The organism is Ekhidna sp., assembly GCF_040220215.1.
Lineage (GTDB): Bacteria > Bacteroidota > Bacteroidia > Cytophagales > Cyclobacteriaceae > Ekhidna.
In genome coordinates this window covers 128,227-150,761 of record NZ_JAVJTR010000023.1, presented here as the reverse complement: position 1 = coordinate 150,761, position 22,535 = coordinate 128,227, and the positions used below count along the sequence as shown (strand labels likewise).

The window sequence follows — 22,535 nt, the reverse complement described above, 5'->3', positions numbered from 1 at the left end:
TGTACAATTAATACAAAGAGAAAAACTTGAGATTTAGCTCAATATTGAAATTGGCGGTGATTTCAAGAATAGGTTGAAATTACCAAATTAAAACTCTTAAAACTATGAAATTGAGGCTATTTTATTCAATTCTACAAGTTGGTTTTATATTGGCCAATTGTACCTACGTTAATGCCCAAACAGAGCCAAATTGGTCTCTTGATTCTAGGCAGATTGCCTTTGTAATTTACAAGAATGATCATTCAGATATCTACACTATGAAAGCAGATGGAACAGAAGTTAAACGTCTTACTAGTGATGGCAGCAATGAATGGTTTCCTCGTTGGTCTCCTGATGGAAGAAGGGTGCTCTTTTGGTCTGATCGTGGTGGTAATTCAGATATCTATGTTATGAATGCCGATGGAAGCTCGGTTAAAAGATTAACTTCTGATAAGGCAAAAGATCGGTATGGTTCATGGTCGCCAGATGGAAATAAGATTGTTTTTAATTCCGATCGAAATGGAGTTGATAATATTTTCATTTTAGATTTAAAAACAGATGAGGTTACGCAATTGACCTTCAATGAAAAAAGATGCTCTTTCCCAAATTGGTCTCCGGATGGTGATCTTATAGTGTATCGAATGGATTATAATATCTATACTATTTCAGTTGCAGGTGGAAAGCCAAATCAATTAACTACTGACGGAAGCAGCTCAGCTCCTTATTGGAGTCCGGACGGATTAGTGATTACTTATTACTCTAGTAAGAATGGTGGGGTATCCCAAATCTATTCAATAGATAAAGATGGAAATAATGAGGAGCAACTCACTAGTTCAAATAGTGAAAATGATGAATGCTATTATGGACAGATCTCTTCTGACGGCAATTGGCTTTTATATCGTAGAGGAGTGAGCATTGAAAAAAAGCATATGAAGTCTGGTAAGACTATCAAACTAATTGAAGAATCAAAGTGATATGAAGTTTATCAAATATGCTCTTGTTTTTTCCTGTCTATTTATTCTTTTCTCATCTCATTTAGTTGTTTCTCAGGAGTATAAAATTGTTTTTCAAGACCTTGAATGGACACCAGATGGGGAAACCATTGCTTTCACTGCGATCAGGGTAAAATCAGATTGGTCAGATTATTCATCAGATAAGTGGGGGCTTTATATGTATAGTTTGAAATCTAAATCTCTGATACAAATTGATTCCGGGACTCTTTATTTTGATATTTCACCTAATGGTGACAGAATTGTTTATGATAAAAGAGATGGGAAAAATTCAAATTTATACTTGTGGGATGTGAGAAGTAAAGTCAGCAATGCTTTGGTTACTTCAGAATATAAAGATTCCGGCCCAAGTTGGTCTCCAGATGGCAAGTCCATAGTTTTCTACAATGATAAAGAGGGAAAGGAAGACTTATATGTGTTAGTAATATCTTCCGGAGCAATTAGAAACATTACGAGGGATATTGATGCTAAATGCTATAATCCTGAATGGTCTCCAGGCTCTGATTTTATTGTTTATTATCATGAGAGGGGAGATAATATGGACCAGATCTATCTCACAGATCGGGAAGGGTCATTTCATAGGAATCTAACCAATGATACTAATCACAACATTTTTCCCACATGGTCAGCTGATGGACGGATTGTCTATGTCCGAAATGAAGGAGAGGTAATGTCAATTAAGCCCGATGGTTCAGAGAAAGTGCAAATCATGAATAAAAGTGGCGGTCTTGTGTCACCTTCACCAAATGGTAAAAAATTACTGTTTGTGTCTGTTGATAGTCAAGGTTTAAGTTTGTTGAATATGGAAAACAAGCACAAAAAACGACTATTTGAATCGAAGAAAATTTTTGACTGATTTAAATTAAAATTAAATGAATCATTTAGCATCCATGATCTTAAAACCTACTGTATTCGTTGGTTTTTGGGTAGTATCTTTTTTGGATTGTAATGGACAACAAAACAGACCGGCCTCAGATATGCAACCTCGCTGGGCCTCAGATGATAGTTACATTCTTTTTGTTTCAAATCGTGATGAAGGCAATCGTGAAATTTATAGAATGAACCCAGACGGCACGGATCAAAGTGTCTTTATATCAGGGGATTCGATTGAGCTGTTGCCATCGGTTTCTCCTGATGGTTCGAAAGTTGCCTTTGTCACCAAAAGAGATGGAAACTTCGAAATCTATTTAATGAAAACTAATGGAAATGATCCTGTCAATCTAACTCAGAGTGGTAGCAGGGATATGGTGCCAAAATGGTCTCCGGATGGCAAAAGAATTGCTTTTAATTCTGACAGAGACGGTAATAGTGAAATCTATGTTATGAATGAAGATGGGTCGAATCAAATGCGACTTACGAATCGACCTGGAGATGATTCCCAACCAGACTGGTCACCTGATGGGAAGTACATTGTTTTTAGCTCTCGTGCATCCAGATCTGAACCGTGGCAACTTTTTCGTATGGATGCGAATGGAAAGAATCCAATTCTGTTGTCGCGTGTAGGTAGTGACCCCAAATGGTCACCGGATGGCAAATTAATTGCATTTAATTCTGATCATGAGGGGCAGTATGAGGTTTATGTAATGAACTCAGATGGCACCAATCAAATTAATTTGACAAAAAATGAAGCTGTTGACAGTGCTCCTAATTGGTCATCAGATAGCAAAAAGCTCTTATTTGTTTCTAATCGTGATAATAATCAGGATATTTATCTGATGAATGCAGACGGAACCAATGTGCAAAGGTTAACAAACCACTAGTTGTCAATGTTCGACCGACTTCAGTGGGGTTGTTGTATTAAATGTTTCTTACTTTTTGAAAGACTCTACTGCTGAGTTATCTTCAAATTAACGATCCTATGCCGGTATGAATAAAAGAAATATACTTATGATTGGTGTTGTTATTGTTTTGTGTAATTGTACACAAACAAAAAAGCCAAGTATTCAAGTTACAATTGAAAGTAACCATCAAGAGACTTATACTGGTAGATTGCTAATTGCATTTGGCAGATTTGGGGATCGTGAGCCAAGAATGCAAATTGGTCATTGGGCAAATTCATCGCCAATGTTCGGTATGGATATTAGTGAAGTGAATAACGGTGGTGCAATCACATTCGATCCATTTGCATTAGGTTATCCTTATGAGCAGTTTCAAGATGTGCCTCCTGGAAAATACTATGTACAAGCGATTCTCAATGTCTATACAAAGTTTGACCGATCAGATGGACAATCGGTTTGGTTGCCTAACGATCAGTGGGAGGGACAAATATTTAAAGTGTCTCCTGGCAATCTGGTGAGTGAAGTGGACACGATTGAGGTTAAGGAAGGAGAGCCGATCAAACTTAACCTCACATTGAGTAGAGTACTTCCTCTGGTAAGCCATATGATAGAAAGTGAGTATGTGAAGAAAGTTAAAATTAAGAGTGAACTGCTTTCGGAATTTTGGGGTCAGGATATGTTTGTAGGTGCATATTTGGCGCTCCCCAACACCTATCATGATAATTCGGTAAGAAAATATCCAGTAGCCTACCATACGGGTTATTTTGAAGAATACCAGTCTCATTACTTTGATGAATCATCCGACTTTTTTCAAAAGTGGATGGAGCCGGTATTTCCTCAGATGCTGATTGTTCATCTGATGCATCCTAATCCCTACAATAGTCATTGTTTTGCTGCAAATTCTGAAAATTGTGGACCTATACAGGATGCAATAATGAAGGAGCTGATACCACATCTTGAAGAGCATTTCAGGATCGAAAAATCATCTGGTAAAAGAATTCTATTTGGTGGATCCTCCGGTGGGTTAATAGCCACCAGGCTACAAGTTTTCTACCCGGACTTTTTTGGAGGCTTGTGGGCCTTTGCTCCCGATGTTGTCGATTTTTCACATTTTCAGCTCAACAATATCTATGAGGACACAAATTTTTATTCAACGCGCTATACATGGAATACTATTGATAAGCCTACCTATCGTAATGAATTTGGTCAACCATACCTAACTGTCAAACAGTACAATCAATTTGAAAGAGTGCTTGGTTCAAAAGGAAGATCATCCAGCGAGTTTGATTCTTTTTCCGCGGCATTTTGTCCTGTTGATGAAGATGGATATCCACGACCATTTTATGATAAACGAACAGGAAGGATCGATTCCGTAACTGCTGAATATATGCGTAGACACGATGTTCTTCAATATCTAAAGGATAATTGGAGTGAAGTAGGGCCGTCATTAGTAGGGAAGTTGCACTTTGTTACTCCCGACATGGATAGTTATTATTTGAATGAGCCTACTTATGAACTGGAGGCTTTCCTGGAAAGCACTAAGAACCCCTACTATGGCGGGGAGTTTCTCTGGGGAAGACCAAGAAAAGAACACGGATGGACACCATGGGATGATGATATGAGTGAGTTTTTTAGGGTTTTGGATCAAGCATTTAGTGAGAAAAGAATGGGAGAATAATTAATGAAGTATGATAAAAACGTTTCTTATCGTTGCGCTTGGCATATTGATGAATGTCAAATTGACGGCACAAGTACACAATGAAGCATTCATAGGTAATTGGCTTAAAGCCTATAACTCTGCATCGTCAGAGGTAATGCAGGCTTTTATCATTGATAATTATCAAGCAAGGGTATCAGATAGTACAGAATTGGTTGAGAGCTTTCGGGATTATTTTCTGAAACTGTATGATGAGTTTGGACAGCTTCAACTTTATTCCTCCTATTTCGATAGTACTTATCAATCTCCTAAATACAATTTAAAAGGAGTTTACTCCAATGAATGGTTATCACTATTGCTTGTAACTTCCAAAAGTGGTGAAAAGCTTTTAGGACATGGTGTTTGGAAATACTCACCTCCACAAAACCATAATACTCCCAAGATTAAATTTAGAAACCTCTCAAAATATCTTGACACTTATCTTCAAGGAATGGCTGAAAATGGGTTGTTTTCTGGTTCAATTCTTATCGCCAGAGATGATAAAGTTCACTATGATAAAAGCTTTGGAGATGTAGGAAAAGGTGATCAAATTAAGATTGCTTCTGTGAGTAAATTGTTTACTTCTATTGCCATTGTTCAGTTGGTGCAGCAAGGACACATTTCTATAAATGATCCAATATCAAAATATGTGAAGGAATATCCATCTGATATATCACAACAGGTGACAATAAAGCATCTTCTGCTTCATACTTCGGGAATAGAACTTGATGACAATAGGAATTTTGTAAATAAGAGCAGATTTGCTACCAGCTTAGAAGAGTTGATTAATCTACAGGTTAATTATCTGGACAGCTTGAATGAGGGAAGAAGAATGAATTTCAAACCACTTGAAAACTACGATTATTCAAACGAGGGATATGATTTACTTGGCTATATCGTAGAAGTAGTAAGTGGACGTAGTTTTGATGAATTTCTATGGCATAACATCTTTAAGAAATTGGATTTGCGGAATACAGGATTTGACGTGGCAAATGCTGTGCAAGGACTTAGCCATTATAAAGACCTTAAATACAATTACGTTCCAGGAAAACTGTTTAATACGGAGCAATTTGATTTCAACTATCCAAGTCCATCAGGTGGGATTTATTCAACCACTTCGGATTTGTTTAAATTTTATAAAGCTATTCAGAAAAGCAAGTTGTTTGAAGGCGAATGGATGAATGTCCTTTTAGCAGAAAGTGTCAGTACAGGAGAAGACTCAAAATATGGATTTGGAATAATGAAACGAAGTGAGCAAGGATATCGAGTTGTTGGCCATCATGGTAGTTTGCCTGGAGCCAATGCTGCGGTATATTATCTAACAGACCCAAAGATCTATATTGTAATTCTTAGTAACCGCGAGGATCAGGCAATGCGATTGTTTTCACATTTATTGCGAAGAGTGTCTTTTAAAACATGAATCAAAAAGGCAATTCAGTGAGGTATAATAAGGCCCAAATAATATGATTTAAGAACATAAGAAACTATAAAGGTGTACCCAATATTGATTTACAGTCATTATCATAAATCCTCTCCATTTCCATGTGGATCGCGAAACTGAACTTTTGTGCAATATTTATTCATGAAAAATTAGGATGGTTATAGTGCTGATTATTTGAAGAAAGGTATTTGCTCATTTCTCAGCTCATTTCGGTTTTATCCTATTTGTAGAGGTCTGCATCATGTAACTTATTATATGTGTACTATCTCTAGATAAAATATGAAATACAAGGAAGAGATCATTATTCGGCAATCTAGAGGAAGAGTAATTGAATTATTCGACAATCCTGAGAATATGAAAGAGTGGCAGCCTGACTTGGTAAGCTTTAAGCAAATGAGTGGAATGGCCGGTTATGAAGGGGCAAAATCCAAGTTGATATATAAAATTGGTAAGCGTGAAGTAGAGATGATTGAAACGGTTACCAAAAGGGATTTGCCAGATGAATTTGCTGGTTCATATGAAACTAAAGGAGTTCTCAATACAGTTCGAAACAATTTTGAGGCCATGGGTGCAGATTCAACAAAATGGATAGTAGAAACTGAATTTAAGTTTAGTGGCCTAATGAATGTTTTCGCATGGCTGATGCCGGGGACTTTTAAAAAACAGACCAGGGATTTTATGAGGAGTTTTAAGGAGTTTGCGGAAATGAGCTAAGCACTTCAGACATAATCAGGTATAACATGTTTCTAGTTTCGTTTTTTTCCTATTCTTAGTTTGTTAAAGAAACTAGACTTGGGCAAACATCTGCGGACTGGTCAGAAAGCAGTTTCTGTTCTTTCATTGGCTGAGGAAGTTTCTAGATTAGAGATAGATTAATGACTATGCTCTGGCTGTCAAAGAAGATGAATGAAGATTGTATTGCTTATTTGATGACAAAAGTTTAAAAATGCTCCAAGGATTATATGAGGGGTTTAAGGTGTATGTTGAGGCAAATTGAATTTGCCAATGCAAGAACCCGATGAGGTAAAAGTTCAGATTAAATAATTTGAAGAAACAATCATTCAAAAATGATATGAGTCGTGTTGATTTAAACCGAGTGTCATCTTCCCTAAAAAAGATAGCAAAGGATGAAAGGTTAAAATCGTTATTTCTCGGGAATGAAATAATGTATACTTATCTTTTGAAAGCAGCAAAGAGGTATATAGGAGGGGAAACAGTTGAGGATTGTTTTGAAACAGCCAAAGTATATAATCAATCTGGCATCAAGGTATCAATTGATTATTGTGGCGAAAGTATAACAGATCAGAGTCAGGCAATTAGCGCATGCCTGGAGTTTATCCGGTTGGCAGACTTGATGGAAAATAATGTAGAGGGGTCTATATCTTTGGATTTATCACATATAGGCCTTTGTATAGATCGCGATTTTGCGAAAAATAATTTGTTTAGGTTATTGGATAGAGCAAAAAGTTGCGGATTGGACGTCATGATCAGTATGGAAGGGGCGGACCGGACAGATGATATTCTTGAACTATATACTAGTGCTAATGAAATATACGATAATGCTGGTATTACCATACAAGCTTACTTAGAACGAAGTTTAAACGACCTAAAGAATATTATTGATCATTGTAAGAATGGAAAAATACGGATTGTAAAAGGCGCATATGATGAGGCTAATTCAATTCCACGTGGTGAAGCACTCACTGAACGATTTATTCTATTGTGTGAGCAAGTCATTGCCTCTCAAAACAAACTATCAATAGCCACTCATGATAGTGAAATAATTGAGAGACTAAAGGAAATTTTAAGGTCTACTGACCCCATTTCAGCCCATACTGAATTTGAAATGCTAAGAGGTGTTTCTGATCAAATGCTATCAAGCTTAACAGATTCAGGCTATGATACACGCATTTATCTTATATATGGAATGCAGTGGCATCTGTATTTTTGGCATAGATTAGCTGAACATCCACAAAATGTTTATCAAGCAATTGTTGATATAGGGAAGCAAGGATTATAGCTTTCGTTTTTTTCCTATTCTTCTGAACAAGTAATGTCTAAATTGGGTGTGTAATCCACACTGACCAAATAATTGATTTTAATTACTTCATGAAATCATTCTTGATGAGTAATGATTTTGATAAGATTGTTTCATGAATAAAAAGTGTGGTTTCATAGTAGAGTTTGGAGAGGTATTTTTTCCTCTCCTTTTTTGTACTAGCAGACCTGGGGGATGAGAAGATTTAAGTTATTTGTCAAATCAAACAGATTGGGATATAGGTTTCACACCTACTGCATAGTTAATGGGATACCAAATTGATGAATTGTTATTTTTAGACCAAATTTCAATGTTTGTAAGTGTATCAATTAGATCAGAATCTGAAAGCATATTTGTATCTAGTATCGCTTCTCTGGCTCCTCGTAAAACTTCAACTAAATTTCTAACGGTCCCTTCAAATCTCAGGGATCCAGCGCACCCTCCAAAAAATGTAAATCCATTCCTTACAGGTTTAATACCTGCCTTCTGTAACAGGTGAACTAGCTTTTTCCCTATATAGGGGTCATTTCCCCTGTTGATGTAGGATTTCTCGTATGCTTTCCAAAGTAGTTCAAATCCAGATATTTCCGGAAAAACTCTAAAAATGGAATGATCATCATCAGCCAAAATTATTTGACCACCAGGTCTGGTTAATTGAACCATGGTCTGAATTGCTTTTAGTGGTTTATTGATGTGTTCGAGTAAGAAACGCGAGTGGACGACATCAAAGGATTCTGTAAGATCATCGACCAATTTTAATTTCTGAATATCACCCTGAAGGTAATTGACAGGAAAAACATCATGATCATGATGCTTGCAAGCAGACTTGATTTGTACCTCGTCTCTTTCGATACCAATGACAGTTGCTTTTTTGGCGTTTCTTTTAAATAATCTAGCAATGTGTCCTAGCCCTGAGCCAACATCCAGTACTCTTTCATATTCTAAACCAAAACTTACTTCATCGAAATATTCTTGATTTAAGAGATCATTTAATTGAGATAACCTTGTTTGTTCAGCTATTGAACTTCCATGGATATAAAAACTGGTTTGTTTTCTCATTAAATGGTTACTAAAACTTTGTGTACGTTTTTTCTAATTGTTTGAGCAAAGTGTACTCTTCATTGAGTAAACTTTTTAGGAGCTTTATTCCATATGGTGTTACTGAATAACATTTCAACTTTCTCCAGCCCCTAGTCGCTGTACCAGGTTTGTAACAAGTATTAATAGAACCATTTTTCTCTAACTTACCTAGTACATTACGAATTTTGAAGTACCCTTTTTTTATCTCAAACCGAGTCTCTAATTCTCTTTTTAACTCAAGCGTTGAGTATTGTTCTTTGCCATTGGTCGCAACCAATAATAAGATCATTTCCCCCAAATCCATTTAAGACATATTCATTTTAAAGAGACTATGAGCTATGTTTTGCTATTCGGATGGTCTAATTTTATAACTCCAACTGTGGATAGATAGGAAAAAAACGAAATGGATGTTCAGCTCTGGAGAGGGAGGGAGGATATATTGTATGTTCTAGATTTTTTCTGAGGGATATTTTTGTGTTGTTTGTTAGACTCAATTGGCTATTTTCATTTTATGTGAATCTTCACTCAAATTTGGAATCCTCTCAGCAGCTTCTTTTCTTCTTTGGTCAATAACCTTTGCATAGATCTGAGTAGTCTTTACCGTTTTGTGATTGAGCATCTTCGAAACAGTGTAAATGTCGGTTCCTAGAGAGAGCTGCAAGGTGGCGTAAGTGTGACGAAAGCAATGGAATGTAATCTTCTTTGTGATTCCGGCACGCATTACCCATTCGGATAGTTTGAGATTTGTCCAAGCTGAATACTTCAATCCTTCAAATATCTTCTGGTCTGGAGCTTTGGGATAACCAAGTGTGGTAACTGCTTGCTCCGGAATATTATGCGTTTGTGGTCGGTCGGTCTTTTCGTGAATGAATCGAATGAAATAGCCATTGATTTCTGAGTATTGGATTTCCTTCCAGGTTAGGTTGATAAGGTCACTCCAGCGTAAACCAGTGAGAGCAGAGAAGATGGCCGCCTTCTTGAGCTCTGAAGATTCGCACTCAGTATTGAAAAGAGCTTTGAGCTCTTCCAGGGTAAGGAACTCCCTGACTGTTTCCTTCTGTTTGATTCGATCAATCTTAAGCATGTAGTTTTCCTCCAGATGTCCTTTCTTAAATGCCTCTTCGATGGCTACCGAAAACTTACTGAAATAGGAAGATTGGCTGTTTTGCGAGAGCTTCCTGGACTTACTTTTCAGTGAGTGGGTGGTTTTAAGGTATTCCTTAAAATCCTCACAGAACTGCAGGTTGATATCTACGGTTGTACACTGGCCATGCGTGAACCTCACCAGATACTTGTAAGCACTCATCCAGTTGGCATGGTTACCGTCACTATCCCATTTGGAGTTGGCCAAATTCTTGAAGAAGTGGAGGAAATCAATCTGTTTGGATTTCTTAAAAATGAAATCAAATCTGCTGGCTTGGATGTCAAGTTGCCTAGCCGAGCAAATGCTTTGTGCCTGGATTTTGGTTTCCTTGTTGTGCTGCTTTTCAAAAACTCCTTTAGGTTTCTCGTAGAGATAAAGCTTGAGAAACTCTCTTCGGGTTGACTTCTTGGTTTCCGGATCCACAAGAGGAGGGTAGAAGTCGAGGTATAGGCTGATTCTTCCTTTGGAGATTTTCTTTTGGCGTAGTGTAACTTTCATGGGTTAGGATTTACCAGTTGATCGATAGATTTTCTAGAGATGACCTTTTTCTTACCAATTTTTCCAAACTGTAAGGCGCCATCTCGCCTCATTCGGTACAAAGTAGTACGGCTAACTCCTAAGAGCCGTGCAGCTTCTTCCAATGAGAGATAGTCTTTCTCCTGTATTTCCAGAATAGGAAGCGTTTTGATAACTGCAGTCTCAGTGTTCGATTTAGATACCTTTTCTTCCTTCTTACGCTTCTTATATGCTCTTTTTGCACAATTATCCCCGCAATACTTAGTGACGGTTGTTTTGGCAGTAAACTCATTACCACAGTACTGACAAATTCTCTGAACTCTAATGTTTGAACTCATGGTGATCTCTCAATTTCAGATTGTATCCTGGAGTTTCACTATGATCCAATTTGTTTCAAAATGTTTCATATACTCTCCATTTTTGTACCTTATATAAAGATAAACAATTAGGTACAAATACGGTACAAAAGGAGTCAAAAAATCGCTAGAAAACACGAATTAAAAAGAACCTGAAAACATCAATAAATAGCTTTATAGCTTGTATTTAAGGTTTCTTTGTTTGTGGTTTGTGATGATTGGGGAAGTTACTTCCCGATACAGAACTTAGAGAAAATGTTTTCTAACAAATCATCAGTGGTCACCTCACCGGTAATCTCACCTAAGTGGAAGAGAGCTGAACGGATGTCCTGAGCCACCAGGTCGTTGCTCATTTGCATGTTGATGCCTTCGATCACGCGGTTGAGCGCCTCGTCGGTTTGCTGGAGGCTCTGCAGATGTCTGGCGTTGGTGACGATCACATCGCTGGAGCTTTTGGTATCAGCTACAAATGCCTGTAGTCGGACCTTCAGGTCGTCCAGGTGGTCTTTTCCTTTAGCAGAGATAAATACGGCGTTTTCACCTTCCAGGAGCGCTTTTAACTCGGGTTTCGCCTCGTCTACCTTGTTCCCCACAATCAGGCTCGGGACGCTGGATTTCTTCAGCCCTTCGATTTGTTCCCGGATGTTGTCGGGTGTATCATTCGCCAGATCGATCATGTAAATGACCAAACTGGCTTCTTTCATTTTCGCTAGCGTTCGCTGTACACCGATGCTTTCCACTTTGTCCTCCGTCTCCCGGATACCGGCCGTGTCTATGAACCGAAACGCAATCCCATCCAGATAAATGGAGTCCTCAATGAAGTCCCGGGTGGTGCCAGCTACATCAGAGACAATCGCCTTTTCTTCGTTCAGCAAGGCATTGAGAAGGGTAGACTTGCCTGCATTGGGTTTGCCTGCTATCACAGTAGGGATACCATTTTTGATAGCGTTCCCGTATTCAAAGCTGGAGATCAGCGATTGGATCAGCGTCTGAATCTTATTGATCAGGTCAATCAACCCCTGACGGTCAGCAAACTCAACATCTTCCTCCGCAAAGTCCAGCTCCAACTCGATCATGGAAGCGAAGTGTACCAGTTGCTCCCGCAGGTTTTTGATTTCATCAGAAAACCCACCACGCATCTGCTTCATAGCGGTCTGCTGCATGCTGGCGCTCTCGGATGCAATCAGGTCAGCGACTGCTTCTGCCTGTGCCAGGTCAAACCGGCCATTCAAAAAGGCTTTTTGGGTGAACTCACCGGGCTTGGCTAAGCGTGCTCCTTTCTTTACCAGCAAACTCAAGATTTTCTGCAGGATATACTGTGAGCCGTGACTGGAGATCTCAATCACATCTTCTTTAGTGTAGGAGTGAGGGCCCTTGAAGATCGATACCAATACCTCATCAATGATTTTGTTTTCATCGTCACGTATCGTCCCCAGGTGGATGGTATGGGAGGCTACCTTCGTCAGGTCTTTCCCTCGAAATAGCCCGTTTACAATCGGGATCGTTTCGGTACCGGAAACACGGATAATTCCCAGTGCTCCCTGCCCGGGAGGAGTCGCCAGGGCTGTGATTGTGTCATTGATGTGAGACATGGGTGCAAAAGTATAGGAGAAAGGGACAGATACTTACTTTTTTCCTTAGATGAAAAAAGTAACAAAAAAATCAAGGCAAAATCAATCCAGCTAACCCCGCAATCCCAACACGTGATTTTGCCGGGTTTCACCGTGCCGGCGATTTGGTGTGGTGCATTTCATAGCCGCAGGCTGTGTAAGTTACTTAAATGAGGAAGGCGCGATAGGAAGGAAACTTCGGCGGGCTAGCGTCGGGCCTTGTGGGTTGATAGCTTTCGAGGTTTCTAGACTTTTGCCGAATCGTCGGACCGCTACTTTTTGTCAATGAAAAAGTAGGTGCCTCCCTGGCATGAGGGGAAAGAAAAAGCTGCTAACAACAAAATACATTTTACTGCGGTCTATTGGTTTAGTACTAATTCTCCCTCAAGTTTTAAGCAGATCCTTCGCTGCACTTGCCTACCTCAGGCAGGATCATAATGACAGTACTCAGGTCAATTTTTGTTGTAATGAAGGACTATTCTCATTTGATTAAATCTTTCAATTAAGTCCTTATTCCCTTGGGAGGGTAACCTAAGTTGCCCGATTCATGGGAATCTTTGGTTCTTAATCCTTACGCGTATTCCGCACTCTTCGATCTAACGATTATGCTAGTTTTTTGTATTTCATTTGCAAATAGGAAATAAATAATTATATATTTGTTTTGTAAATAGGAAATAAATAGGACTTATATGAAACTTGGAGCTTTTGAAGAATTGGTATTGCTGGCCGTTGGCGCCCTGGGTGATGATGCCTATGGGGTCACTGTAAAGGAGATGTTGAAGGAGAAAACCCAAAAGAACCCAAGTATCGGGGCGTTACATTCAGCGCTTTATCGATTGGAGGAAAAGGGGTACCTGGAAGCATCGGAGGGAGGAGCTACTAATGAACGAGGGGGGAGAAGAAAAAAGTATTATCGACTTACCTCTCACGGTATTAAAGTGCTGGAAGAAGCCAACGAGCTTCGGATGGCTTTCTCACGTCAGGTTCCCGGACTAAACCTGAAAACCAATTGAAAAAGACAAGATCAAATCCTCCCGGGTTTGCCCGGCAACTGCTGAAGTGGTTCTGCGCGGACCATGTGCTGGAGTTTCTTCAGGGTGACCTGGAAGAACTCTACTTCCTCAGAGTGGAGCGTCATGGGAAGATCCGTGCGTCCATTCATTATTTCCTGGATGTACTTAGCGCGGTACGTCCTTTTGCATTCAAACAATCAAGGTCAAACTCAAATATTGCTATGTTTAAAAATTTCTACTTTACTTCCATCAGGAACTTCGCACGGAATAAGCGTTATTTCCTGACCAATCTCACAGGACTAACTATTGGACTAACCAGTTTTGTACTGATTGCCTTTTATATCATCAATGAGCTCAGTTATGATCGTTTTCACACGAATCATCAGCAGCTTTATCGGGCTAGCACGGTGGCTAACATCAATGGCAAGATCAATCGGGAAGCTCCAACCAGTGCTCCTTTAGCCAAAGTAATGTTGGAGGAATATCCGGAGGTCAAAAATGCTGTCCGTGTAGTTAAAAATGATCCCATTTTAGTAGAGCAGTCCGGTCGTAAATTCATTGAAAATGGACTGTTGTATGTGGATGCTTCCTTTTTTAGTGTGTTCAGCTTTCCCTTGATCGAAGGGAGCTCAAATGAGGCCCTAAAAGAAGCCCGATCGGTGGTATTTACCGATTCCTATGCCAAAAAGTATTTTGGAAACGATGACCCCATAGGTAAAAAATTAATCCTGGGAGCAGACTCTGTTTTTTATGTAATCACCGGCGTGGTTGCAGACCCACCGGCCAATTCACACATTCAGTTTGACATGCTCGCATCCCTGAGCAGCCTGCCGAATGTGTATGATGGGAACAGCTGGATAGGTAGCAATGCACATACGTATTTACTTCTTCATAACCAGACCAGTGTAACGGAGCTGGAAACGAAAATGCAGGATATTTTCTACAAGTACATGGCTCCACAGATTGAGTATTACACCGGGCAATCCATTGGGGAATGGGAAGCTTCCGGAAACCAGGTGAAGTACAACTTATTTCCTTTCAAAGACATTCACCTGAAGTCAGATTTTGGGAAGGAGCTGGTACCACCTGGAAACCTCTCTTATATCTACATCTATGGCGTTATTGGATTGATCATTCTTTGCATCGCTATTTTCAACTATGTGAATATGGCCACTGCACAGTCTGCTACAAGAGCACGTGAAGTAGGCATTCGAAAGGTGATGGGTTCCAGTTGGTCATTACTTGTCAAACAATTCATTTTTGAATCTGTATTACTGGCTTTATTCGCAGGCTTTCTAACGGCATTTCTGGCTTATATGCTCAAACCTTCTTTTGAGATTATCCTTCAAAAGGAACTTGCTTTTGGAATTTTCTCCAGTTCATGGGTTTTAATTTTGTTATTAGCGCTCTCTATTGGAGTGGGTGTACTCGCAGGTACTTATCCTGCATTTGTGCTTTCACGATTCCATCCAATTACAGCCATGAAAACAACTTTGTCACCAGTTGGAGCTTCAGGCTGGCTGAGAAATGGGTTGGTGGTTATTCAGTTTACGGCCTCCATCGTGATCATCATCGTTACACTGGTGGTCTACAATCAGATTGATTACATGCTTACAAAAAACCTGGGCTTTGATAAAGAGCAGGTGCTGGTCATCCAACGACCGGATGCATTGCAGGATCATTTAGAGGTATTTGAAGATGAGTTAAAAACCAATGCCAATGTTCGACAGGTGGTACATTCGCTAACCTTACCGGGGAAAGGATACAGCATACGATCGTATCGTTCGGTAGATCGTGATGAGACGTTTCTTTTCCCGAATAATCAGATCAGCTTCCACTATGATGAGGTCATGGATTTGGAATTGGTAGCAGGTCGATTCTTTTCCAAAGAATATAAAGCAGATTCAAATGCCGTGGTAATAAACGAATCTGCAGTTGAGGCCCTGGGGTATGAAAACCCCATCGGTCAGAAGTTGACCTCTCCATGGCATAGAGGAGAATACCTTACAATTATTGGCGTGATGAAGGACTATTACATTGAATCGTTGCATCAACCGATCGTACCCGTTTCGCTTGAGTTGATGCCTGATCGATCTTCAAAATACATCAGCGTAAAGCTCAATGGTGGTCAGGAGATTCGTAAGACAATTGAATTCATGGAACAAAAGTGGTCTGAGTATACGAACGACCATCCGTTTCAGTACTTCTTTTACGATGATGAGTACGAAAAGCTGTATCAAAATGAAAGGGCTACCGGAAAGATATTTACAGTGCTTGCCTCTTTATCCATCCTGATTGCCTGTTTAGGACTTGTCGGCCTTATCTCCTTCAATATTTCATCACGGAGAAAAGAAGTGGGCATTCGCAAAGTGCTGGGAGCGAGTGTACAAACGCTGGTGTGGCTACTATCTAATAATATGGTTCGCACAGCACTTATCGCTTCTATTCTATCCTGGCCAATAGCTTACTTTGCGATTGATTACTGGCTGCAAAATTTCGCAGAACGTACCGTTATTAATCCCTGGAGTTTTATTCTGGCCACAGGAGCGGTATTAGTTATTGGTGGTCTGGCAATAAGTTTCCAAACGATCCGAGCATCCTTAATGAATCCGGTTGAGAGTTTAAGGCAGGAGTGAGGATAGCATAAGGGTTATGGTTCTGACGAGCCCCGACTTGTGGACTAAAAACCAAAAGAATCTATCTCAACGTCACTCAGAGCCTTTTCTTGTTGGTTAGAGCTATGGAGAAAAGGCGAGGAGTCTCCTTGAATTGAAAGTATTCCTGTGGCTGCCAACGATTAGCCCGGAGAGTCTTTGAATGACGGTTCTCTTTGGTTTAAAATCGCACTCTGTCAAACTTTGTGTGATTTTTATTGTCAGTCTGAGATCCTCGAAGACGACATTATCGTTCTTATTTCCTTGCGCACAACCCACACCCTTCGACAGGCTCAGGGTGACACACGCCATATTAGATTATTAATTCGTACAAAATATCCACTTTAGTGGGTATAGGGATGTTTTGAACATAAAGAACCTTAATTTTCTTTCCAAAACGTAACTAATTGGTTTCTTTTTTAGTATACTTGTAACCAACAGGTTTCATATTATGCGACGAGATGTATTTCAGGCAGTGGCTGATCCAACAAGGAGAGAGATATTGGATATTCTTTCTCATCAACCAAGAAATGTTAATGAGCTGGCAGACAGCTTTGATATGAGCAGACCTGCTGTATCAAAGCATGTGAAAATCCTCAAGGAATGCGGGCTGGTATCTACCGTGAAACAGGGAAGAGAGCGTCACTGCCATGCGAACCTGGACAAGCTGGGAGAGATTGCTTTGTGGGTTCATCAATACCGAAGATTCTGGAATACGAATTTGGATAAACTGGAAGCCTTGCTAAAAGACGAAGACAACATTAACTAACTATATCATGGATAAATACGGAAAACTTATTGAAGATCACACATTACAATTTGAACGGATGTTGCCCGGACCAATCGAGCGGGTATGGGAATACCTGACCGATGGGGAAAAGCGTGCCCTATGGTTTGCCGGAGGTGAAACTGATTTACAGCCCGGTGGCGAAATGAAATTGGTGTTTCACAACTCTAGGCTAGGCACACCTTCGGAACCTACACCTGAGAAATATAAAGACTTTGGTGATGGGTTTGAATCAATCGCAATTGTACAAACGAGCGAAGCTCCTTATTTGCTGGTTCTGGAATGGGAAGGGTTGGTTACAATCAAATTGGAAGAACAGAGAGATCAGGTAAAGCTGACATTGACGCATGAGAACCTGAAACAAACGAAAGATGCATTGGTAGGCACACTGGCCGGCTGGCATACGCACTTAGACATTCTGGTAGATCGCATGAGCAATCGAGAACCAAAAGGCTTTTGGAGTATTCACATGGGATTCGAGCAGGAATATGGTGAAAAGTACTTTTAGACCTTTTGAGATGATTTAAAGAGCCAAAAACTGAACAGGAAGACAAATCCTCCTGCTAAAATGTAGGAGGTAGTTCCACCTAGCAAGAAAACGATAAGTGCTCCGGATGCTAAAAGACGAATATATTCAGCAGGTATCCAACTCCTTCGGTTTTCCATAAGAATGCCTAACTGTGCAATGGACCACATGATGAATCCGGCCATGGCTAACTTGATTTCAAGGGTATAGTTGGATTGTGTAAATAGAAATAAGGAGGCAAACCCAAGCACCAAAATAAACTGCACAAATACATACCGGATCATCGGCATGTGTGGGTGTACATCAAACTTGCGATACGTTTTTTTATCAACCTCAGGCGCCATTTGATAGCCACCCAACTCGACGGGTTGCCATCCGGGTTTGTAGAAAAGTACTTTGAGCTTATTCCAGAAACCAGGGGTTGCCTTCACCTGATTGGTCATGTCTACAATCGGGAGCACATTGGCCCAGACAGGATTCCATGTGTTTGTGGGCTTGGTAACTCCATAGGTAGGCTTTTCTTCTTCTGCCTGAAAGGTCCCAAACATGCGATCCCAAATCATCAGCGTGCCTGCATGGTTCCGGTCAATGTATTTCGGGTTCCTTCCATGATGTACCCGATGATGCGAAGGCGTGTTAAATACATACTCAAACCACCTGGGTAGCTTCTCAATAGCTTCTGTATGAATCCAGAATTGATAAATGAGATTAAGTCCTTTAACTGTTAAAAATGCATACGCGCTAAACCCCATCAAAGCCAGCGGCAAATAAAACAGCATAGAGAAAACGCCTCCGAAAGAGGATTGTCTGAGAGCCACCGATAAGTTGTAATCTTCACTTTGATGGTGCACCACATGGGCTGTGTTCCATAGAAAATTTATTTCATGACTGGATCGGTGAAACCAGTAATAGAAAAAGTCCACGAGGATAAAGAGGATCGCCCACGTCCACCAGGTATCAGGAATTTGGAAAACAGCACCATACTCATACACGAATTGGTATAAAGCAACAGATAAAACCCCCCACAAAGCATTGGTCACCTGAGAGGAAATACCACAACTGATGTTTGAAATTGCATCATTGGTTCGATAGACCTTCGCCTTTTTAACCAGCTGATAAATCAATTCAAAACCTATCAAAAGGAAGTAAATAGGAATGGAAAGAATAACGGGATTAAAATCCATATTCAAAATTAGCGATTGGAGCGCACATAATCTGGAAGTCCGATTAGATTTGCGGCCATGATTAAAGCCACGAAAGTCCTTAACTCATTATCAATCATTTTTTTTATGGCCATTCTGTTGTTGGTGTATGCCTATCTACCGATTATGGTTGACCTGAATGTGGAGGAGTTGAAGGACTTTCATAAGCAAACATTTTTCTATTACACAGTAGGAGGGTTTGTGGTGGTGAACGTCATTTTGAAACTCGTCACCTCGCTCGGAGCTAAGTACTTACCCAAAGAACCACAGGCCTGGCTGAACGCTATCATCTTCGTAATCAATTTCAACATCACCTTGATCGTTGGCTTTATTGGGGTGTGGAATAACCCTGCTCATATTGAACCGGAAAGCTTTGCTTACTTGAATTATATGGGGCCTATTCTCATCATTATTTGGGTAATCGGTTTGATTTTTTTGTATTTCAAAAAGAAGTAGAACTCACTCTATTTCAGTTTATTAAATTGACTTATTTGAAGTAAAACTACTTCTGAGTATTAGGTTGTTACGTGTAAGTATTGGATTTTTATCATTACTTTGGATTAGAGAATATTAAATCATTTATAACGATTTTATTGCATGGCTGAAGCGATTTATACCGAGGATAGTATCAAGTCCCTTGACTGGAAAGAGCACATCAGGCTCAGACCCGGTATGTATATTGGAAAACTGGGAGACGGCAGCTCGCCGGACGATGGAATCTATGTATTGGTAAAAGAGATCATCGACAACAGTATCGATGAACACATGATGGGACATGGTCGGACCATCGAAGTGAAAGTGACGGATCACCGGGTGACCGTACGGGATTATGGTCGTGGAATTCCACTTGGAAAAGTGGTGGATTGTGTGAGTAAAATTAACACAGGGGGTAAGTACGATTCAGGTGCTTTCCAAAAATCTGTGGGTCTGAACGGGGTAGGTACTAAAGCGGTAAATGCCCTTTCAAAATACTTTAAAGTTCAGAGCTACCGTGACGGAGAAACTAAGATTGCGGAGTTTGAAAGAGGAGAAGTTTCTAACGATGCAAAGGTTCAAAAAGCGGAAGGAAGAAATGGAACACAGATCATCTTTGAACCAGATGATACCGTGTTCAAAAATTACCACTTCATTCCTGAGTACCTGGACAACCTGATGTGGAATTATGCTTACCTTAACGCTGGCCTCACCATCGTTCTGAACGGCAAGAAGTATCATTCCGAAAATGGACTGAAAGACCTGCTGACCAATAAGGCGGATATTGAAAATCTTCGATACCCGATTATCCATTTAAAAGGAGATGATATTGAGGTGGCTCTGACTCATGCCAACCAATACGGGGAGGAATATTACTCGTTCGTAAACGGTCAATACACGACCCAAGGTGGTACTCATTTAGCGGCCTTTAGGGAGGCGATTGTTAAAACCATCCGTGAGTTCTATGGAAAAAACTTCGAGGCTTCTGATGTGCGATCTGCCATCATCGGGGCGATTGCCGTACGGGTACAGGAACCTGTATTTGAAAGTCAGACGAAGACTAAGCTGGGTTCTCAAAATGTAGGTCCGGAAGGTCCAACTATGCGAACATTTGTCAATGATTTTGTAAAGACCGAGTTGGATAACTTTCTTCATCGGAATTCAGAGACCGCTGATGCTTTATTGAAACGTATTCAGCAGTCGGAGCGCGAGCGTAAAGAAATAGCAGGAATCAAGAAGCTTGCGAATGAGCGGGCGAAGAAGGCCAACCTTCACAACAAGAAGCTAAGGGACTGCAGAATTCATTTCAACGATAAAAAAGGTGACGACACCATCAAAGACGAAACGATGGTGTTTATCACGGAGGGGGATTCAGCTAGCGGATCCATCACCAAATCGCGAAATGTGCAAACGCAAGCTGTGTTTTCGCTTCGTGGTAAGCCTTTCAACTGCTTTGGCCATACGAAGAAGGTGGTTTATGAAAATGAAGAATTTAACCTGCTTCAGCATGCACTAAATATAGAGGATGGGCTGGAAGGGTTGCGATATCGTAAGATTGTCATTGCCACAGATGCCGATGTGGATGGTATGCATATTCGATTGCTACTACTGACTTACTTTCTGCAGTTTTTCCCTGAATTGGTACGGAACAACCATATTTTCATACTGGATACCCCATTGTTCCGCGTAAGAAACAAGAAAGAAACGATCTATTGTTACTCCGAAGAGGAGCGAAGGAATGCTATCGCTAAGCTTGGAAATAAGCCGGAGATCACCCGATTCAAGGGGTTAGGGGAGATTTCACCCAATGAATTCGCCGCGTTCATCGGTGATGATATTCGTCTGGATCCGGTCATCTTGCAAAAAGACACCAGTATTACTGATCTGTTAACCTTTTACATGGGTAAGAATACACCAGACCGGCAGCAATTCATCATTGATAAGCTGAGAGTGGAGAAAGACTTGGTTTCTGAAGTGAAGGAAATTGTCGAAGAGGTTGCTTGATGGAACGGTCAAAGTCATTATCATCCAGATATGTGAAAGGATACAAGATTGTGATGGTTACTTTTATGACCCTTTTTATTTCATTCTATGCTTTTGCCTTTAGTACGAAAGGTGATTTCATTGGGATCATCATGGGAATAGGGTATCCTCTTTTTTTAGTATTCTACTGGTTTCCTGAAATAAGAAAATCAATCGGCCGGATTAGGGAAATTGAATATGACAAAGATAATCTGTATGTGAAGGAGGGAGATTATGAAATTCAAATACCCTATTACAATGTAAAGGATATTGAAATTGTGAGCCTGGATGGGTTATATAAATTCAAGCTTTACCATCATGACCAGTTTGGGGATGAAGTGTTTTGCAAACCCTCGCTTTGGTACCCTTTCAACTACAAACGGATAGATGCCGAATTAAATCGAATCAGATCGTTTGTAAGAAAGGCTCATCGAGAGTATAAAGAAAAGATCGGCTCTGAAAAGGTTGTTACCAAGCAATTGATTGTGAAAATTACGCAAAATATGATTTTTTGTAAAAAAAACGCAATAAATTAAACTCTGCATCATGGAGGCAAGGAAGCGACACATATTGATGGCGGATTTAGTTGCCAGTAATGAGCAAGACAGCAATCAGCTAATGGCTGATTTTCAGGTGTTGGTTAGCTATACGAACAAGATATACAGTGAGTCAATAGAATCGCCACTAACCATAGCACCTGGTGACGAATTTCAGGGGATAGTTTCTTCTGCTTTGACAGGGATAGACATCATACTTGCCATGGAGGAATACATTCTTGAAGAGGAATTTGATTTCAAACTAAGGTACGTGCTTTATGAAGGTTTGGTTGAAACAGCAATCAATCCGGAAGTTGCTCAGGAAATTTTAGGTTCAGGATTGATAAACGCAAGGAAAAGGTTGAATGAAATGAAGAAAGACACCTGTAGATTCTATATTTCAACCAAGTCGTCTACTGAGCTTAACAAGATGATGAGGGTAACGCAGCATTTCATTGACGGTTGGCACCCTAAAGACAGAAGTACGGTTTCGGGCTTTTTACAAGGGCATGATTATAAAGCACTGGCCAAAATCCATCAAAAAGATGAATCTACGTTGTGGAGAAGAAGGAAGAGCCTGGCGATAGATGAATATTTGTTGTGTAAAGACTTAATTCATCATTTGGTTAATGGATAGAATTATGTTTGACAACATCAGATTTGTGAGTTATAG

General features: G+C 40.1%; 21 protein-coding genes. 15 read left to right on the top strand and 6 right to left on the bottom strand.

All coding sequences use genetic code 11. From position 1 onward, the window contains the following. Positions 1–104 precede the first annotated feature (104 nt). The 7 genes from RIC88_RS16255 to RIC88_RS16225 all read left to right on the top strand — a co-directional run bounded on the left by RIC88_RS16255 (position 105) and on the right by RIC88_RS16225 (position 7,924). Positions 105–953 carry a TolB family protein gene (locus tag RIC88_RS16255; protein WP_350218624.1) on the top strand — a complete coding sequence of 283 codons (849 nt, stop codon included), beginning with the start codon at positions 105–107 and terminating at the stop codon, positions 951–953. Between the two features lies 1 nt (position 954). Then, on the top strand, positions 955–1,845 hold the full coding sequence (locus RIC88_RS16250; protein ID WP_350218623.1) for a TolB family protein: 891 nt from the start codon (positions 955–957) through the stop codon (positions 1,843–1,845). 16 nt (positions 1,846–1,861) lie between these two features. Continuing rightward, positions 1,862–2,749, top strand: coding sequence for a DUF5050 domain-containing protein (locus RIC88_RS16245; RefSeq protein WP_350218622.1), 888 nt, complete (start codon positions 1,862–1,864; stop codon positions 2,747–2,749). A gap of 106 nt (positions 2,750–2,855) precedes the next feature. Next, entirely contained in the window at positions 2,856–4,445 is a 1,590-nt protein-coding gene (locus tag RIC88_RS16240) for an alpha/beta hydrolase-fold protein (protein ID WP_350218621.1), read from the top strand. A 10-nt stretch (positions 4,446–4,455) separates the two neighbouring features. Then, positions 4,456–5,883, top strand: a complete 1,428-nt coding sequence (locus tag RIC88_RS16235; RefSeq protein WP_350218620.1) for a serine hydrolase domain-containing protein — start codon at positions 4,456–4,458, stop codon at positions 5,881–5,883. Between the two features lie 300 nt (positions 5,884–6,183). Beyond that, complete coding sequence (locus RIC88_RS16230) at positions 6,184–6,618, top strand: SRPBCC family protein (protein WP_350218619.1); 435 nt, start codon at positions 6,184–6,186, stop codon at positions 6,616–6,618. 331 nt (positions 6,619–6,949) lie between these two features. Continuing rightward, positions 6,950–7,924: a proline dehydrogenase family protein gene (locus RIC88_RS16225; RefSeq protein ID WP_350218618.1), complete on the top strand. Its 975-nt coding sequence runs from the start codon at positions 6,950–6,952 to the stop codon at positions 7,922–7,924. A gap of 240 nt (positions 7,925–8,164) precedes the next feature. Here RIC88_RS16225 and RIC88_RS16220 read toward each other — a convergent pair whose 3' ends face one another. From RIC88_RS16220 to mnmE, 5 genes are all read right to left on the bottom strand, one after another. Continuing rightward, on the bottom strand, positions 8,165–9,001 hold the full coding sequence (locus tag RIC88_RS16220) for a class I SAM-dependent methyltransferase (RefSeq protein WP_350218617.1): 837 nt from the start codon (positions 8,999–9,001) through the stop codon (positions 8,165–8,167). 10 nt (positions 9,002–9,011) lie between these two features. Then, positions 9,012–9,326: a hypothetical protein gene (locus RIC88_RS16215; protein ID WP_350218616.1), complete on the bottom strand. Its 315-nt coding sequence runs from the start codon at positions 9,324–9,326 to the stop codon at positions 9,012–9,014. 186 nt (positions 9,327–9,512) lie between these two features. Then, positions 9,513–10,664, bottom strand: a complete 1,152-nt coding sequence (locus tag RIC88_RS16210) for a phage integrase SAM-like domain-containing protein (protein WP_350218615.1) — start codon at positions 10,662–10,664, stop codon at positions 9,513–9,515. After that, the gene (locus tag RIC88_RS16205; RefSeq protein WP_350218614.1) at positions 10,661–11,020 is read right to left on the bottom strand and encodes a helix-turn-helix domain-containing protein; all 360 of its coding nucleotides are present in this window, start codon (positions 11,018–11,020) and stop codon (positions 10,661–10,663) included. Before RIC88_RS16205 ends, RIC88_RS16210 begins: the two co-directional genes overlap by 4 nt. Before the next feature lie 245 nt (positions 11,021–11,265). Then, positions 11,266–12,630: a tRNA uridine-5-carboxymethylaminomethyl(34) synthesis GTPase MnmE gene (gene mnmE / locus RIC88_RS16200; protein WP_350218613.1), complete on the bottom strand. Its 1,365-nt coding sequence runs from the start codon at positions 12,628–12,630 to the stop codon at positions 11,266–11,268. 707 nt (positions 12,631–13,337) lie between these two features. On the opposite strand from mnmE, the gene RIC88_RS16195 reads away from it, so the two are divergent. The 4 genes from RIC88_RS16195 to RIC88_RS16180 all read left to right on the top strand — a co-directional run bounded on the left by RIC88_RS16195 (position 13,338) and on the right by RIC88_RS16180 (position 17,610). After that, positions 13,338–13,661: a PadR family transcriptional regulator gene (locus RIC88_RS16195; RefSeq protein WP_350218612.1), complete on the top strand. Its 324-nt coding sequence runs from the start codon at positions 13,338–13,340 to the stop codon at positions 13,659–13,661. Continuing rightward, positions 13,658–16,297, top strand: a complete 2,640-nt coding sequence (locus tag RIC88_RS16190) for an ABC transporter permease (protein WP_350218611.1) — start codon at positions 13,658–13,660, stop codon at positions 16,295–16,297. Before RIC88_RS16195 ends, RIC88_RS16190 begins: the two co-directional genes overlap by 4 nt. Before the next feature lie 469 nt (positions 16,298–16,766). Further along, a complete protein-coding gene (locus RIC88_RS16185) occupies positions 16,767–17,084 on the top strand; it encodes an ArsR/SmtB family transcription factor (RefSeq protein WP_350218610.1) in 318 nt (105 codons plus the stop codon). 7 nt (positions 17,085–17,091) lie between these two features. After that, entirely contained in the window at positions 17,092–17,610 is a 519-nt protein-coding gene (locus tag RIC88_RS16180) for an SRPBCC family protein (RefSeq protein ID WP_350218609.1), read from the top strand. On the opposite strand, the gene RIC88_RS16175 is transcribed toward RIC88_RS16180, so the two are convergent. Then, entirely contained in the window at positions 17,607–18,812 is a 1,206-nt protein-coding gene (locus tag RIC88_RS16175; RefSeq protein WP_350218608.1) for a sterol desaturase family protein, read from the bottom strand. The two genes, RIC88_RS16180 and RIC88_RS16175, sit on opposite strands and share 4 nt — an antisense overlap. 57 nt (positions 18,813–18,869) lie before the next feature. Here RIC88_RS16175 and RIC88_RS16170 point away from each other — a divergent pair, with 57 nt between their 5' ends. From RIC88_RS16170 to RIC88_RS16155, 4 genes are all read left to right on the top strand, one after another. Next, positions 18,870–19,286 carry a hypothetical protein gene (locus tag RIC88_RS16170; RefSeq protein ID WP_350218607.1) on the top strand — a complete coding sequence of 139 codons (417 nt, stop codon included), beginning with the start codon at positions 18,870–18,872 and terminating at the stop codon, positions 19,284–19,286. A gap of 141 nt (positions 19,287–19,427) precedes the next feature. Continuing rightward, the gene (locus RIC88_RS16165; protein ID WP_350218606.1) at positions 19,428–21,308 is read left to right on the top strand and encodes a DNA topoisomerase IV subunit B; all 1,881 of its coding nucleotides are present in this window, start codon (positions 19,428–19,430) and stop codon (positions 21,306–21,308) included. Beyond that, positions 21,308–21,862, top strand: a complete 555-nt coding sequence (locus RIC88_RS16160; protein WP_350218605.1) for a hypothetical protein — start codon at positions 21,308–21,310, stop codon at positions 21,860–21,862. The genes RIC88_RS16165 and RIC88_RS16160 overlap by 1 nt, the downstream gene beginning before the upstream one ends. 10 nt (positions 21,863–21,872) lie before the next feature. Beyond that, the gene (locus tag RIC88_RS16155) at positions 21,873–22,499 is read left to right on the top strand and encodes a SatD family protein (protein ID WP_350218604.1); all 627 of its coding nucleotides are present in this window, start codon (positions 21,873–21,875) and stop codon (positions 22,497–22,499) included. Positions 22,500–22,535 lie beyond the last annotated feature (36 nt).

Coding starts and splice junctions, on each gene's coding strand:
- RIC88_RS16160 (WP_350218605.1), top strand. CDS start 21,308: ATGGAACGGTCAAAGTCATTATCATCCAGATATGTGAAAGGATACAAG.
- RIC88_RS16235 (WP_350218620.1), top strand. CDS start 4,456: ATGATAAAAACGTTTCTTATCGTTGCGCTTGGCATATTGATGAATGTC.
- RIC88_RS16205 (WP_350218614.1), bottom strand. CDS start 11,020: ATGAGTTCAAACATTAGAGTTCAGAGAATTTGTCAGTACTGTGGTAAT.
- RIC88_RS16175 (WP_350218608.1), bottom strand. CDS start 18,812: ATGGATTTTAATCCCGTTATTCTTTCCATTCCTATTTACTTCCTTTTG.
- RIC88_RS16255 (WP_350218624.1), top strand. CDS start 105: ATGAAATTGAGGCTATTTTATTCAATTCTACAAGTTGGTTTTATATTG.
- RIC88_RS16195 (WP_350218612.1), top strand. CDS start 13,338: ATGAAACTTGGAGCTTTTGAAGAATTGGTATTGCTGGCCGTTGGCGCC.
- RIC88_RS16170 (WP_350218607.1), top strand. CDS start 18,870: ATGATTAAAGCCACGAAAGTCCTTAACTCATTATCAATCATTTTTTTT.
- RIC88_RS16155 (WP_350218604.1), top strand. CDS start 21,873: ATGGAGGCAAGGAAGCGACACATATTGATGGCGGATTTAGTTGCCAGT.
- RIC88_RS16240 (WP_350218621.1), top strand. CDS start 2,856: ATGAATAAAAGAAATATACTTATGATTGGTGTTGTTATTGTTTTGTGT.
- RIC88_RS16210 (WP_350218615.1), bottom strand. CDS start 10,664: ATGAAAGTTACACTACGCCAAAAGAAAATCTCCAAAGGAAGAATCAGC.
- RIC88_RS16245 (WP_350218622.1), top strand. CDS start 1,862: ATGAATCATTTAGCATCCATGATCTTAAAACCTACTGTATTCGTTGGT.
- RIC88_RS16180 (WP_350218609.1), top strand. CDS start 17,092: ATGGATAAATACGGAAAACTTATTGAAGATCACACATTACAATTTGAA.
- mnmE (WP_350218613.1), bottom strand. CDS start 12,630: ATGTCTCACATCAATGACACAATCACAGCCCTGGCGACTCCTCCCGGG.
- RIC88_RS16230 (WP_350218619.1), top strand. CDS start 6,184: ATGAAATACAAGGAAGAGATCATTATTCGGCAATCTAGAGGAAGAGTA.
- RIC88_RS16215 (WP_350218616.1), bottom strand. CDS start 9,326: ATGGATTTGGGGGAAATGATCTTATTATTGGTTGCGACCAATGGCAAA.
- RIC88_RS16165 (WP_350218606.1), top strand. CDS start 19,428: ATGGCTGAAGCGATTTATACCGAGGATAGTATCAAGTCCCTTGACTGG.
- RIC88_RS16250 (WP_350218623.1), top strand. CDS start 955: ATGAAGTTTATCAAATATGCTCTTGTTTTTTCCTGTCTATTTATTCTT.
- RIC88_RS16220 (WP_350218617.1), bottom strand. CDS start 9,001: ATGAGAAAACAAACCAGTTTTTATATCCATGGAAGTTCAATAGCTGAA.
- RIC88_RS16185 (WP_350218610.1), top strand. CDS start 16,767: ATGCGACGAGATGTATTTCAGGCAGTGGCTGATCCAACAAGGAGAGAG.